We start from the raw sequence: 14,313 nt of genomic DNA on the forward strand, positions 1-14,313 counted from the left end.
AAAAGCGGCGTTTCTGGTCATAACCGGCGCCCCATGAGTCCGCAAAACATGAGTCAGGCCAAATCCTATTTCTTCAGCGGTATCGGCGGCTCCGGCATGCTGCCGCTCGCGCTCATCCTGCGCGGGAAGGGCGTGACGGTCGCCGGCTCCGACCGCTCGCTCGACCAAGGCCGCCTCGGCGCCAAGTTCGAGTACCTCAAAGCGCAAGGCATCGCCCTCTTCCCGCAAGACGGCTCAGGCGTCACCAGCGCCGACCAGATCCTCGTGCGCTCCGCTGCCGTTGAGGACACGGTCGGCGATGTCGTCGCCGCAAGAAACGTCGGCGCGCGCGACATGAAGCGGCCGGAGCTGCTGGCCGAGCTGTTCAACGCCGCGCCGGTGCGCATCGGCGTCGCCGGCACCAGCGGCAAGAGCACGACCACCGGCATGATCGCCTGGCTGCTGCATCAGGCCGGCCGCGATCCCACGGTGATGAATGGCGCCGTGATGAAGAACTTCGTCACGCCCGACGCACTGTTCGCCAGCGCGCTCGTCGGCAAAGGCGATGCGTTCGTCTCGGAGGTCGATGAAAGCGACGGCTCGATCGCCCGCTACGAGCCGACCATCGCCGTGCTCAACAACATCGCCCTCGATCACAAGGGCATGGACGAGCTGCGCTCGCTGTTCGCCGCCTTCGTCAACAAAGCCGAGATCGCCGTGCTCAATCTCGACAACGAAGAAACGGCCGCGCTGCTCATGAAGACCAAGGTCCGCACCCGCACCTACTCATTGCGTTCCGGCCTCGCCGATCTGCACTGCAGCGACATCCGCCTCGCGCCCGACGGCGTCGCCTTCGACGTGTTGGAGAAAGACACACGTGCTGCCGTCACGGTCGAACTCGCCGTCCCGGGCGAGCACAACGTCTCCAACGCGCTCGCCGCGCTTTCCGCCGCGCGCGCTTATGGCTTGTCGCTGAAAGAAGCCGCGGACGCGCTCAAAGGCTTCTCCGGCACGAAGCGGCGGCTGGAAGTCGTCGGCAACGCCGGCGGCGTCACGGTGATCGACGATTTCGCCCACAACCCGGACAAGATCACCGCCACGCTCGCTACGCTGCACGCGTTTCCGGGCCGGCTGCTGATCATGTTTCAGCCGCACGGCTTCGGCCCGCTCAAGCTGATGCGCCAGGAATTCATCGACTGCTTCGCCAAGCACATGGTCGACGACGACGTCCTCATCATGCCCGACCCGGTCTATTTCGGCGGCACCGTCGAGCGCAGCGTCACCAGCGAACACATCGCCGCCGGCGTGCGTCAGCGCGGCCTGCAAGCCCTAGCCTTCGCCGAACGCAACGCCTGCGGCGATAAACTGATCGAACTCGCCGAACCCGGCGACCGCATCGTCGTCATGGGCGCGCGGGACGATACGCTGAGTGTGTTTGCGGCTGAGTTGGTGGAACGTCTAAAGCGCTGAAAGCCCGGACCGCCGGCGCCCTCGCCGGCAACCGATGTTTGACCCCGCACCGCCGCTGCACGTTGAAACGGCGCTGCCGGCGAGGGCGCCGGCGGTCCGAGCCCCTACTCCGCGGCTGGCCGAATTTCTTCGGGCAGGGGCTCCAGCGGCGCAAATCGCGCCGCATCTTCCACCAAAAGCTCCGCGCGCAGCGTGTGGTGGCCGTGCTCGTCGGTGCTTTCGTCCAGAATCTTGCCGACCGAAGCGATCTGCGCGCGCACGCGGCCGCTGTCGTCGGGCGGCAAGGTGAGGGTGATGACGCGCGTCGCCGAGAACGCCGCGCGATCGATCGCCGCGAGCAGGGCGTCCAGGCCCTCCCCTGTCTCGGCAGAGATCGCGACAGGGGGCAGGGCGCCCTGCCCGTCCCGCTCCGCCGCGACTTCCGCGCGCCGCAAACGCGCCACCCTTGACGCTTCGTCGAGCAGATCGATCTTGTTCCAAGCCTCCAGCACAGGCGGCATCTTGCGGCCCGCGTCGCTCTCCAGCTGCGCCAGCACGCTCAGGACGTCGGCCTTCTGATCTTCGCTCTGCGGATGGGCGATGTCGCGCACGTGCACGAGCAGATCCGCCTCGGTCACCGCTTCCAGCGTAGCGCGGAAAGATTCCACCAGTTCGTGCGGCAGATCGGAGATGAAGCCGACCGTATCGCTCATGATCACTGCGCGCCCACTCGGCAGTTTCACTTGCCGCGCCGTCGGATCGAGCGTGGCGAACAGCATGTCGCGCGCCAGCACGCCCGCTTGCGTCAGGCGATTGAACAGCGTCGACTTACCAGCGTTGGTGTAGCCCACCAGCACCACCGCCGGCAGCCCCGCACGCGCGCGCGCACGCCGCTGCAGCCCGCGCGTGCGGCGCACGTCCTCGAGTTCTTTCTTCAGCCGGAGGATGCGGTCCGCAATGATCCGCCGGTCGAGTTCGATCTGGGTTTCGCCGGGGCCGCCGGTCTTGCCCAAACCGCCGCGCTGACGCTCCAAGTGCGTCCAGGTCCGTACCAGCCGCGAGAGCTCGTAGCCCTGCCGCGCCAGTTCGACCTGCAGCTTGCCTTCCTTCGTCCGCGCGCGCAGTCCGAAAATTTCGAGGATCAGCCCGGTGCGGTCGATCACCTTGGCGCCGGTGTCCGTCTCCAGATTGCGCTGCTGCACCGGCGAGAGCGCGCCATCGACAACGACAACGCCCGCGCCAAGCTCTTCCGTCTGCTGCTTCAGCCGCTCGACGCGGCCCGAACCGAAATAGGTGCGCGGCGAAATCTGCCGCAGCGGCGCAGCCTCGGCGTTCGCAACCTCGAGCCCCAGCGCTTGGGCAAGGCCCACCGCTTCCAGCAGCCGCGCCTCGCCGTCGCGCACGCTCTCGTCGGCGCTCGCGAGCGGGCGCAGCACGATGGCTCGGTTCAGATCTTTCTGAGGCGTCTCAGGCGGATTCGGCTTCATCTACCGCTTTGTCGATCTCGTACAGCTGCACAGGCGCGCCGGGCATAATGGTAGAGATGGCGTGCTTGTAGACCAGCTGCACCTGGCCATCGCGGCGCAACAAAACGCAGAAATTGTCGAACCAGGTGACGACGCCTTGAAGTTTGACGCCGTTGACCAGGAAGATCGTGAGCGGCGTCTTGGCCTTGCGGACAGCGTTGAGGAACGTGTCCTGGAGGTTCTGTTTCTTATCCATGGGAGCCCCATGCCTTAGTTTTATGACGCCGCATCGAAGCGCGCGGCTGATTCGAGCTATAGAGCCAGCCGTTACCGGCGCCAACTATCCTGCAAGTCAGACGGGCGTCCGGCGCCTCACGCGCCGAGATAGACGGCGTTGAGTGTGCGCGTGACCGGGCCGACCTTGCCGTCGCCCACCGGCCTGCCGTCGATCGTCACCACGCCCACAGCCGGATTGCTAGCCGAGCTGATGAACGCCTCCCGCGCCGCCAGCGCATCGGCGATCGTGAACGGCGCTTCGACGACCGCGAGCTGTCGCTCCCGCGCCAGCCCGATCAGCGCCGCGCGCGTCACGCCATGCAGCAAAGCCGTCGACAGCGCGCGCGTGCGCAAGCTGCCTGCCGCATCGACGATCCAGGCGCTGGAAGAGGTTCCTTCCGTCACAAATCCGTCGTCGTCGACGAACCAGGCTTCGAACGCGCCGGCCTCCTTCGCCGCCTGGCGCGCGAGCACGTTCGGCAGCAGATTGACCGATTTGATGTCGCGCCGGGCCCAGCGCGTTTCCGGCGCGCTGATCACGCGAACGCCGCGCTCGACGCGCGCGGCGATCGCGCGCTGGTCGAGGTTCTTGGCCGTCACGATCAGCGTCGGCCGCACTGCGGCGCTTGGAAACACATGATCGCGCGGCGCCGCGCCGCGGCTCACCTGCACATAGACGATGCCGTCGCGCACGCGGTTGCGCCGCATCGTCTCGCGCATGACCGCCCACAGCGAAGCTTCGCTCATCGGATGCGCGATGCGCAGTTCGTCCAGCGAACGCCACAGCCGGGCCATGTGCGCTTCGGCGTCGTAGAGACGTCCGCCGCGCACCGCCCACACTTCGTAGATCGAATCCGCGAGCTGCAGCCCGCGGTCCATCACGGAGATCAAAGGCGCGTTCAGCGGCGCATAGGCGCCATTCACGTACGCGATGCGGCTCATTCGGCCTCGGCGCCGCCGCGTCCCGGCGCTTCGACGCCGAGCGACTTCAGCTTCCGGTGCAGCGCCGAGCGCTCCATACCGATGAAGGCCGCCGTGCGCGAGATGTTGCCGCCGAAGCGCGTGATCTGGACGTTGAGATACTCGCGCTCGAACCGCTCGCGCGCGTCCCGGAGCGGCAGCCCGATCACTTCCTGCAGCCCATCGTGTTTGGAGAAACCGGCGCTCGGCCACGCTTCCGGCGGCAGCGCATCGACCGTCACTGGCGCGCCGGGATCGCCGCCGGCCAGGATGAGGATGCGTTCAATCACGTTGCGCAGCTGGCGCACGTTGCCCGGCCAATCGGCCGCCTGCAGCGCCGCGAGCGCATCTTCGCCGATCTGCCGCGCCGGCACGCCCGACATGCCCGCCAAACGGCCGACGAAATACCCGGCCAGTTCCGGAATGTCCTCGCGACGCTCCGCCAGCGCCGGCGCGCGCAACGGCACGACGTTGAGACGATGGAACAGATCTTCGCGGAAGCGCCCGGCGGCGATATCGCCGGTGAGGTCGCGCGATGTGGACGACACCACGCGCACGTTCACCTGAACGTCCGCCGTGCCGTCGAGCCGGCGGAAGCGCTGATCCACCAGCACGCGCAAGATCTTCGACTGCGTCTCAGGCGGCATGTCCCCCACCTCATCGAGGAAGAGGGTGCCGCTGTGCGCTTGTTCGAATACGCCGATCTTGCGCGGACGTCCGTCCGGGCCTTCTTCGCCGAAGATTTCGCTCTCCATCCGAGCCGGCGCGATCGAGGCGGCGTTGATCACCACGAACGGCCCGTTCACGCGCGGGCTGCGCTCGTGCAGCAGGCGCGCGACCAGCTCTTTGCCGGACCCGGCCGGGCCGCTGATCAGCACGCGCGAATTGGTTTGCGCCACGCGTTCGATCGAGCTGCGCAGCGCCGCCATCACCGCGGACGAGCCGATCAGCAGATCGCTCGCAGCCGAACGCGCTTTGAGTTCGGCGTTCTCGCGCTTCAGCCGCGTCGTCTCCAGCGCACGCTGCACCACGAGCAGCAGACGGTCGGCCGTGAACGGCTTCTCGATGAAGTCGTAAGCGCCGTTGCGGATAGCCGTGACGGCCGTCTCGATCGTGCCGTGACCGGAGATGACGATCACCGGCATGTCGGGATCGATCTCCTTGAACATGGCGAGCAGTTCGAGCCCATCGACGCGGCTGCCCTGCAGCCATACGTCGAGCACCACCAGCGACGGCTTCCGGCGCCGGAATGCGTCCAGCGCTTCGTCGCTGTCGCGCGCCGCCCGCACCTGATGTCCGTCATCTTCCAGGATGCCGGAGATGAGGTCGCGGATGTCGGCCTCGTCGTCGATGATCAGAATGTCTTGCGCCATCTTTTATGAGGCTCCTGCGCCTTGGTCTGCAGCGGGCTCGACCGGCTCTTCGCCGCGTTTGGGTAGAACGAAACGGACGACCGCGCCCGGGCCGGGGCCCGGCGCGTCGTCCAACTCAATCAGCCCCCCATGGTCTTCCACGATGCGCGCCACGATCGCGAGGCCGAGCCCCGCGCCCTTGGTGCGCGTCGTCACGTACGGTTCGATCAGGCGGTGACGATCCTTTTCCGGGAAGCCCAACCCGTTGTCGATCACCTCGAACTGCACGCCAAAATCCAAATCCCGCAAGCGCAGCAGCACGAACCCGTCCTTCGGTTCGCCGTCGCGCGCGCGCCGCGCCTGCACGCTCTCCGCCGCGTTCTTGATCAGATTCAACAGCGCCTGCGAGATCAGCCGCTCGTCGACGACCAAGCCGATCGGTTTGTCGACGCCTTCCACTTCGATGCGCAAGTCGGCGAAAGCAAGGCGCTGACCGAACACGGTCGAACGCGCCACATCGCTCATGTCGGCGAACGACATTTTCGGCGTCGGCATGCGCGCGAACGAAGAGAATTCATCGACCATGCGGCCGATGTCGGCCACCTGCCTCAGGATCGTATCGGTGCACTTCAGGAACGTGTCCTGGTCCGAGACGATCTCGCCGGCGTATTTCCTTCGCAGACGCTCGGCCGAGAGCTGGATCGGCGTCAGCGGGTTCTTGATCTCGTGCGCGATCCGCCGCGCGACGTCCTTCCACGCTTCCTGACGCTGCGCCGAGATGAGCTTCGTCATGTCGTCGAACGTCAGCACGAGGCCGCCCGACGCATCCGGGCTCATGCGCACGCTCAGGTTCAGCGAGCCGCCCTCGCGCACCAGGTCGACGCGCTGCGGCGGCGTTTCCCCGGCCGGCGCCGGCTGGTTCAAGAGATCGGAGAATTCCGGCGCAATATCCACGAGCCGGCGTCCGACAATGCGTTCCTGGCCATGGCCCAGCAACTGGCCGGCGGAACGGTTGGACGCCGTGATGCGGCCGTCGCGGTCGAGACCGACGACGCCTGCGCTGACCCCGCCGAGCACTGTTTCGATGAACTGGCTACGCTTTTCCGCATCTTCCTGCGCGCGCACCAGATCGCGCCGCTGCGTCTCCAGCTGCGCCGTCATGCTGTTGAACGCGCCCGCCAGGGCGTCGATTTCATCGCGATCGTCGCCGGTGGCGACGCGCGCCTTGAGATCGCCGGAGGCGACGCGCCGCGCCGCGCCGACGAGCCGTCCGATCGGCTCGGCCACGCGTGAGGCGCTCGTCAGCCCGACCCAGCCGGCGGCCAGCAACACGATCAACGCCGTCGAGAAGTACGCGAGACCGAACAGGCCGCGCAGCGTCCCCTGCTGCTCGCGCGCGTTTCGATAGTCCTCGACGGAATTGTCGAACGCCCGCAGCTGCGCCACGAGCCCGGGCTCGACCGCGCGCGAAACCCAGACATAGGCGCCATCATAGGCGCTGAGCCGATGCAGCGCGAGCACGCGGTCGTGCTCCTGATCGAAGCGCACGAACACATCGCCGGCGTTCGCGGTCTCGAACGCCTGCGCCGACGGCGGCGCATAGCCGACTGCGCCGGCACGCTCCGCCCGCGCCAGCACGCTCCCGGCCGAGTCGATCACATAAGCGGAAACGAGATCGCGTCGCTCGGCTTGGGCCGCGAGGAACGAGAGATAGACGTCAGGCTCCTCCACCAAGCCGCGTTGCGCCAGGTTCAAGTCGACCGCCATGGCTTCGACTTCGCCGGTGATGCCGCCGGAGGCGAGATCGACATAAGCGCGGCCGACGTTCGCCGCGTTTTCGATCGTCGTCTCGACGCGCTGGCTGAACCAGCGTTCAACGCCTTGGCTGAAGGTGAAGCCCAGGAACGCCGCGACGATCAGCGCCGGCGCCAGAGCCGCCAAACTGAACAGCGTCACGAACCGCACATGCAGGCGAGCGCCGGTCGCCGACGACCGCCACGCTCTCGCCACGCGCATCAGTCGGTGCAGCAGGATGCCGGCGAGCCCCGCCGAGATCACTAGGCTGGCGATCAGCAGCCCACGGATGGTCCCGCTCGCGCCGCCGGCCAAACCTTCGCCCAACAGCAGCGCGATCGTCGCAGAGCCGGTCAGGAAGATCGCGAGGCCGAGGCCGACCAGAAACAGAAGCGCGCTCTTCCCCTGCGGGCGATCGCTCAGGACCGCCGTTTCTGCCGGCTCGTCAGCCGCCGTGATGTGATGCACCATAGCCGGGGGAAACCTATGTTGCGGGGAAGCAACATAGGTGTTGAACCAATATCACGGCGGCGTCAATCGCCGCGCCCAGTCCGGATGCCGAGGGTCTGAATCTTCTTGCGCAGGGTGTTGCGGTTGATGCCGAGCACCGCCGCGGCCTTGATCTGGTTGCCGCGCGTGGCGGCGAGCGTCTGGGTGATCAGCGGCCGCTCGAGTTCTGCGAGCATGCGATCGTACAGCCCCGCCGCCGGTAAGCCAGCGCCCGCAGCAGCGAACTCCTGCGCCACACGCTGCGACAGCGCCGCCTCGATCCCGTCGCACGCGCCCTCGGCCAGTTCTTCGTTCGCGGCCGCGCCAAGCTCGTTCGCGATCTCCCGAGCGGTGATGACCGATGCTGGGCTCAGCGCCGCGGCGCGGCGGAGCAAATTCTCCAGCTCGCGCACGTTGCCGGGAAAGGCATGGCCTTTGAGCCGATCGATCGCCGCGCTGTCTATGCTCTTCTCCGGCAGGCCTTCGCGCCGCGCCCGCACCAGGAATGCGCGCGCAAGGTCGCCGACGTCCTCCAGCCGCTCACGCAGCGGCGGCAGCCGGATCGAAACCACGTTCAGCCGGTAGAACAGATCCTGACGGAACGAGCCCTGCCGCGCCAACGCGGCCAAGTTTCGCTGGGCGGCAACGATCAGGCGCGCGTTCGGCCGCTCGTTCGGATCTTCCGCGTGCAGCAAACCGGCAAGCCGCGTTTGTGCATCCGCCGGCAGTTCATCCACGTCCTCGAGAAACAACGTGCCGCCGTGCGCCTGCGCGAACTTGCCGTCGGACGCAAACAGGTCGCGATCGATCTGGCCCGCGCCCGCGCCCGCCAAGCTCAGCGTTATGTACGGTCCGCTCGCCCGGCGGCTGTGGTCATGGATCGCGCGCGCGACACGCTCCTTGCCCGTGCCGCTCTCCCCTTCGATCAGCACCGTGAGATCGGTGCCGGCGACGCGCGCCATCACGCGATACACATCCTGCATCGCCTGCGAGCGCCCGATCAGCGGCAGCCGCTCCTCCTTCTCCGCTTTGCTCGCTTGCGCGCGCGTTTTCGCGTCGGGGCCGCCGTCAAGCGCGCGGCGTACGACCGCCATCAGCTCGTCGAGATCGAATGGCTTTGGCACATAGTCGAACGCGCCGGCGCCGGCGGCGGAGAGGGCGGTCGTCACTGTCGACTGCGCGCTCATCACGATCACCGGCAGGTTAGGGCGCGCCGTGCGCATGCCGGGCAGGGCGTCGAACACACAATCGTCGCCCATATAGACATCGCTGAGGACGAGATCGCCCTCCCCCTCTTTCACCCACTTCGCCAGCGTCGCCACATTTCCCGTCGCGCGGACTGCGTAGCCTTCCTTGCCGAGCGCCTGCGAAAGCACGAAACGCAGAGAGGAATCGTCGTCGGCCAGCAGTATGCGCGCGCTCATGGGCTGTCTTCCGGGTCGATGGGGAGCAGGATCTTGAACGCCGTGCGGCCAGGATTGCTGTCGACTTCGATGCGCCCGTCGTGACGCGCGACGATATCGGCGGCGACGGTGAGGCCAAGGCCCATGCCGTTCGCCTTCGTCGTCGCGAACGCTTCGAACAAGCGGTCGACCACGTCCGGATGCAAACCCGGCCCGTTGTCGACGATCTGCACTTCGAGCTGCGCCCGCGCCGCGCCGCTCGCGGCGGAGCGGAATTTCACGCCGGGCCGATAGGAAGTGACGATCGCGATCTCGCCATCGGCCTGGCCGGCCACCGCTTCGGCCGCGTTCTTGGCGATGTTCAGAAACGCCTGGATCAGCTGATCGAAGTCGCCGCGCACTTGCGGCAAGCTCGGATCATAGTGCTCGCGGATCATCACGTCCGGCGCGCTCGAGCCGACCAGCTTACGCACGCGCTCCAGCGCCTCGTGAATGTTGAACAGTTCGAACCGCGGCGGCTCGAACGCCGCCATCGGATCGATCTTGTCGGTGAGCCGGCGAATGCGGTCGACCTCGTCGCAGATCAGTTTCGCCAGCGCCGCCGAGTCCGGATCGTCCGTGCGCGCGATCAGCTGCGCGGCCGCGCGGATGCCGGCGAGCGGGTTGCGCACTTCATGCGCCAGCGTGCGCGCCGCCGAGTGTCCGGCGACCGGCGGCGCTGTGCGCGCCCGCGGCGGCCGCGTCAGCACCAAGGCGATATAGCCATTGTCGCCCACCGGCCCGGCCGCAACCGTCGCGCGGCCAAGGGCGAAGCCGGGACCAACCAGGGCGACATCGGTTTCGGCGACTCCGGACGCGCCGCTCAGGGCCCGGCGCGCGAGATCGATGATGGGCGCGTCGGGGCCAAAGATTTCATCGAGCCGCCGTCCGAGCAGCCCGCGCCCCACACCGGCGAGAAGTTCAGCCGCTGCGGCGTTGACGAAGCGGATGCGCTCACCCCCGTCTATGCCGAGCACCGGCGCCGGCAACGCCTCGAGCCAGCGCTCCGCGTCGGGCGCCGCCTGGCGGGCGGCGAGCGGGCGCAGCACGGCGTCGGTCACCGGAGGCGCTCCGCGCGTGCGGGCGAGACAAACCGCCAGATTTGCGCCAAACGGGGCATGAGTCCGTCCTTCCGGAACCGGAGCTTATGGCGCCTAAAAAGCGGGCGCCACAGGTTTTATGCTGCAACGCAACACGAGAGGCCAAGATTCCCCAGTCGAGGACAACCGCGGCGATCATCGTGGCCGCCGGACGCGGCGAGCGCGCAGGCGGCGCTCTGCCCAAGCAGTACCGTCCCATGCACGGCCGGCCCGTGCTGCGCTGGTCTGTCGCCGCGTTCGCTGAGGCGGGCGTCGACAACATCATCGTCGTCTGCGCAGCGGCCCAAGCTGACGCCTGCGCCGTCGCCATTGAAGGCTACGCAGCGACGATCACGCCTGGCGGCGACACGCGCACGGCCTCGGTTCGCGCCGGCCTTGCTGCGGCCGGTGACGCCGACGTGATCCTGATTCATGACGCCGCCCGGCCAGGCCTGTCGGCCGAAATGGTCAGAACGCTGGTCGCGGAGATCGCCAGCGGGGCCTCCGCCGTCGCCCCTGCCCTGCCGGTCGCCGACACGTTGTTGCGCACGGAAGAGGGCGGCCGCGTCGTCTCCGAGCTCGACCGTGCGGGCGCCGTGCGCGTGCAGACGCCGCAAGCGTTCGACGGCCGCGCGGTGCGGGCGGCGTATGCGGCGGCGGCGGAGTCGATGGCGTTCACCGACGATCTCGCCGTCGTGCGCGCCAACGGCGTTGCAACGCGGGTGATCGCGGGCGATCCGCGCCTCATGAAGCTGACCTATCCGGAGGACTTCGCCATGCTGGAGCGCATGCTCGCCGGCGAGCGCATCACCTGCGTCGGCCACGGCGTTGACGCGCATCGTTTCGGCGCGGGCGATCACGTCACGCTGTGCGGCCTGCGCATCGCCCACGACAAGGGCCTCGTCGGCCATTCCGACGCCGACGCCGGCTGGCATGCGCTCGTCGACGCCATTCTGGGCGCGCTCGGCCAGGGCGACATCGGCGCGCATTTTCCGCCGAGCGACCCACAGTGGAAAGGCGCGGAATCCGAACGCTTCCTGCGCCACGCTAAAGCGCTCGCCGACGCCGCCGGCGCACGCATCCTGCACGTCGACGTCACGCTGATCTGCGAGCGACCTAAGATCGGCCCGCACCGCGAGGCCATGCGTGCGCGCACCGCCGAAGTGCTCGGGCTTCCGCTCGATCGCGTCAGCGTCAAAGCGACGACCACCGAGCGCATGGGCTTCCTCGGCCGCGAAGAAGGCCTTGCCGCGCAAGCGACGGCGACGCTCGATCGCCCGGCTTAGTTCGGGGCGGACGTCGCCGCAGCCGGCGTTTCCTCCGCGGGCGCTTCCCCATCCAGGCATGCCGGCTGCTGCGGGGCCAGCCAGCAGGATTCGGCGCCCGTGATCTGATCCCACAGCGCCCGCGGCACGTTGATGTAGTCGTCGGTCCAGCCGGGCCCTTCGGGCGCTTCGAGCACGCGCCAATCGTCGTTGATCAGCGGCAGCGCCGCCAATGTCGCCGGGTCGCGCGCAATGATCATGACGCTCGCCGCCGATCCGCCGTACAGCATCGCGCCAGGCAATTCGAAGGCATAGCTCAACCGGAACAGAGTCGGCGCGTTGAGATCGCGCGCCACGCGCGCCGCCTCTGAGACCAACGCCAGATTCCGGTTGGACAAATGCAGGATCACGACGCCGCGCTCGCTCGTCTTCGAGAGATAGAGCGCGATCGCTTCGCGCGTCAGCAGGTGCGCCGGGATCGCGTCCGAAGAGAAGGCGTCGACGACGATCACGTCGTAAGCCCCGCCCGGCGCGTTGGCGATCTGCAGCCGCGCATCGCCGAGCACGACGTGCGCGTTCGGCTGGCACTGCGGCACGAAGGTGAAGTCGCCGCCCGGCTCGACGGCGAGTCGCACGACGGCCGGATCGATCTCATAAATCGTGAGCTGATCGTCCGGCTCCATCAGGCACGCGGTCGATCCGGTGCCAAGACCGATCAAGGCCAGATGCGAACGCTCGCGCATCCCGAGCGCCCCCGTGATCGCCTCGCCGAGCGCAGTGCGCGGATGATAATAGGTCAAAGGCTGGCGCGAACGCGTCGGATCGTCGATCTGGGCGCCATGCAGCGTGGTGCCGTGCAGCAGCACGCGCAGAGGCGGAATTTCTGAATCGCTGAGTTCGTACACGCGCGTGCGCAGCACGCCGAAGAACGTTCGCTCCTGCGTGATGATGCGCCCGCCGCTCACATCGTCGAAGAAGATGATCGAGAAGGCGACAAGCACGCCGGCCGCCATCACGATCGGCCGGCCGCGATTGATGAAGATGGCGAGGCCGCAGAAGATCACCCCGATCGCCGTCAGCAGCTCGTCGTCAAGCTGCTCGCGCAGCAGCATCAGCATGATCAGCACGACGAACGTCGGCAGCGCGGCGCCATGGGCGAAGTCCGCGACGCGCCGTTCGTCGCGCCGGCGCTGGATCGTTGCGTGCACCGCGAACATCAGCATGACGAGGCTCGACGCGGTCAGCAGCGCCCCCCAGGGCGCGACGATCCGCATGCGCGTTTCGCCGTCGACGATGCTGCCGAGGAAAATGCTGTCGACATTGAGGGCGCAATAGATGACGAGCCCGGCATGCGCCGCCGCCAGCGCGAGGAAACCGTAGCGCAGCGGCGCCGGCCGCGCCTCGTCGCCCCAGCCGGCCGCCACCATCGCCGCCGCCGCCCCGAGCGCCCCCGCAACGATCGCGCCGACGTGGGCCGGCACGTTGACGGCGGAGAGGTTCATCAGCGCCAACGCGAGGCCGACGACGCCGAGCATCACCGCCGCGGCGAAGCTCGCATCGGCCAGGCGCGGCATGTCGCTGCCGGTGCGCGGCCTGAACAGGCAGGCTGCCGCCAGCGCCAGCGGATATTCGTAGACATTGTTGAAGATCACCGGCGCTGCAAGCGCCGCAGACGCGCCGCCGAGCACGCCGCCAAGCGACACGAAGAGATAGAATTCCGTCAGCCGCTCCGCGCTCGGTCGCGACCGCGACAGCGCCAAATGGCAGACCAGCGCGCTGAAGAAGAAGCCGGCCAAAATGCCGGTGATCGAGCCCAGCCAATTGCCAGACGCATAATAGGACATCACCAGCAGCGCCAGCGCCGCCGGATGAATGAGCAGCGTCGCCCGGTCGATCTTCTCGCTGCCCTTCATGAATGCGAGCACGAAGGTCGCCAGATAGAGCGCGAGCGGCACGACCCAGAGCATGGGCGCCGAAGCAACGTCGGTGGAGATGTGCAGCGTTACGCCCAGCGACAGCGCCGAAGGGACCGCCGCCGCCGCCATCCAGTAGCCGCGCTCGCGCCAGCGGTCTTTGCCCGGCGTCGTTGTCGCCGCTTCCGCTTCGGGCGCCGGCGCGGGCGCAGCAACCTTGGGCGCGCCTTCGCCGTGCGCGGTCACCGCCATCGCGCCTGCGAGCAGGATCAGCGCCAACACGCCGACATAGCCCGCCGTCCAGGCCGCACTCTGCGCCTGCGCGCCGAGCATCGGCTCGATCACGACCGGATAGGCAAGCAGGCCGATGAAACTGCCGAGATTGCTGGCGGCGTAAAGATAGTACGGATCATGCGCGTCGGCGCGCCCCGTGCGCGCGTACCATGCCTGCAGCAACGGCGCGGTGGCGGAAGCCGCGGCGAACGGCGCCCCGACAGAAAGCGCAAGCACGCCCAACAGCCACAGCGAAGGCTGCTCGACGTTCGGCGGCCCAAGCAGGTCGCTCACCTGCACCGGCAGCACCAGCCAGGCCGCGCCCAGCACCAGCGCGTGCGCGATCGCCTGCACGCGCAAATCCTTCACCCGCGCCAGCAGGTGCGCATAGAGATAGCCGACCAGCAGCGCCGCCTGGAAAAACGCCATCGACGTATTCCAGACCTGCGGGCTGCCGCCCAGAAGCGGCGTGACCATGCGCGCGAACAGCGGCTGCAGCACGAAGATGAGCGCCGCGCTCGAAAACAGCGCCAACGCAAACACGGGCGCCGCCGCACGGCGCGCAAGAGCCTGCAT

Annotated in this window: 10 protein-coding genes; 2 read left to right on the top strand and 8 right to left on the bottom strand. The window is 67.9% G+C overall.

The annotated features are described in order from the left end of the window. Window positions 1-48 precede the first annotated feature (48 nt). Window positions 49-1,449, top strand: a complete 1,401-nt coding sequence (locus VEA80_RS08255; RefSeq protein WP_349257234.1) for a UDP-N-acetylmuramate--L-alanine ligase — start codon at window positions 49-51, stop codon at window positions 1,447-1,449. Window positions 1,450-1,553: 104 nt separating this feature from the next. On the opposite strand, the gene hflX is transcribed toward VEA80_RS08255, so the two are convergent. From hflX to VEA80_RS08290, 7 genes are all read right to left on the bottom strand, one after another. Beyond that, entirely contained in the window at window positions 1,554-2,915 is a 1,362-nt protein-coding gene (gene hflX, locus VEA80_RS08260) for a GTPase HflX (protein ID WP_325060239.1), read from the bottom strand. Further along, entirely contained in the window at window positions 2,896-3,150 is a 255-nt protein-coding gene (gene hfq, locus VEA80_RS08265) for an RNA chaperone Hfq (protein ID WP_325060240.1), read from the bottom strand. Before hfq ends, hflX begins: the two co-directional genes overlap by 20 nt. Before the next feature lie 116 nt (window positions 3,151-3,266). Then, entirely contained in the window at window positions 3,267-4,112 is an 846-nt protein-coding gene (locus VEA80_RS08270; protein ID WP_325060241.1) for a D-amino-acid transaminase, read from the bottom strand. Next, window positions 4,109-5,503, bottom strand: a complete 1,395-nt coding sequence (locus VEA80_RS08275) for a sigma-54 dependent transcriptional regulator (RefSeq protein ID WP_325060242.1) — start codon at window positions 5,501-5,503, stop codon at window positions 4,109-4,111. Before VEA80_RS08275 ends, VEA80_RS08270 begins: the two co-directional genes overlap by 4 nt. A 3-nt stretch (window positions 5,504-5,506) precedes the next feature. After that, window positions 5,507-7,747, bottom strand: a complete 2,241-nt coding sequence (locus tag VEA80_RS08280) for a PAS domain-containing sensor histidine kinase (RefSeq protein WP_325060243.1) — start codon at window positions 7,745-7,747, stop codon at window positions 5,507-5,509. A gap of 62 nt (window positions 7,748-7,809) precedes the next feature. Continuing rightward, on the bottom strand, window positions 7,810-9,189 hold the full coding sequence (locus VEA80_RS08285; RefSeq protein WP_325060244.1) for a sigma 54-interacting transcriptional regulator: 1,380 nt from the start codon (window positions 9,187-9,189) through the stop codon (window positions 7,810-7,812). Next, window positions 9,186-10,268, bottom strand: a complete 1,083-nt coding sequence (locus VEA80_RS08290) for a two-component system sensor histidine kinase NtrB (protein WP_325060245.1) — start codon at window positions 10,266-10,268, stop codon at window positions 9,186-9,188. The genes VEA80_RS08285 and VEA80_RS08290 overlap by 4 nt, the downstream gene beginning before the upstream one ends. Window positions 10,269-10,354: 86 nt before the next feature. Here VEA80_RS08290 and VEA80_RS08295 point away from each other — a divergent pair, with 86 nt between their 5' ends. Then, window positions 10,355-11,572, top strand: a complete 1,218-nt coding sequence (locus VEA80_RS08295; protein ID WP_414731502.1) for a bifunctional 2-C-methyl-D-erythritol 4-phosphate cytidylyltransferase/2-C-methyl-D-erythritol 2,4-cyclodiphosphate synthase — start codon at window positions 10,355-10,357, stop codon at window positions 11,570-11,572. Here the strand turns inward: VEA80_RS08295 and VEA80_RS08300 are convergent. After that, complete coding sequence (locus tag VEA80_RS08300) at window positions 11,569-14,313, bottom strand: fused MFS/spermidine synthase (RefSeq protein WP_325060246.1); 2,745 nt, start codon at window positions 14,311-14,313, stop codon at window positions 11,569-11,571. The genes VEA80_RS08295 and VEA80_RS08300 overlap by 4 nt on opposite strands.

Origin of the sequence: Vitreimonas sp., assembly GCF_035627415.1 — a bacterium.
Lineage (GTDB): Bacteria > Pseudomonadota > Alphaproteobacteria > Caulobacterales > Aquidulcibacteraceae > Vitreimonas.

What these genes read in the sequence shown, in the direction of transcription:
- VEA80_RS08255 (WP_349257234.1), top strand. Translation starts at nt 49, where the DNA reads ATGAGTCAGGCCAAATCCTATTTCTTCAGCGGTATCGGCGGCTCCGGC.
- hflX (WP_325060239.1), bottom strand. Translation starts at nt 2,915, where the DNA reads ATGAAGCCGAATCCGCCTGAGACGCCTCAGAAAGATCTGAACCGAGCC.
- hfq (WP_325060240.1), bottom strand. Translation starts at nt 3,150, where the DNA reads ATGGATAAGAAACAGAACCTCCAGGACACGTTCCTCAACGCTGTCCGC.
- VEA80_RS08270 (WP_325060241.1), bottom strand. Translation starts at nt 4,112, where the DNA reads ATGAGCCGCATCGCGTACGTGAATGGCGCCTATGCGCCGCTGAACGCG.
- VEA80_RS08275 (WP_325060242.1), bottom strand. Translation starts at nt 5,503, where the DNA reads ATGGCGCAAGACATTCTGATCATCGACGACGAGGCCGACATCCGCGAC.
- VEA80_RS08280 (WP_325060243.1), bottom strand. Translation starts at nt 7,747, where the DNA reads ATGGTGCATCACATCACGGCGGCTGACGAGCCGGCAGAAACGGCGGTC.
- VEA80_RS08285 (WP_325060244.1), bottom strand. Translation starts at nt 9,189, where the DNA reads ATGAGCGCGCGCATACTGCTGGCCGACGACGATTCCTCTCTGCGTTTC.
- VEA80_RS08295 (WP_414731502.1), top strand. Translation starts at nt 10,355, where the DNA reads ATGGCGCCTAAAAAGCGGGCGCCACAGGTTTTATGCTGCAACGCAACA.
- VEA80_RS08300 (WP_325060246.1), bottom strand. Translation starts at nt 14,313, where the DNA reads ATGCAGGCTCTTGCGCGCCGTGCGGCGGCGCCCGTGTTTGCGTTGGCG.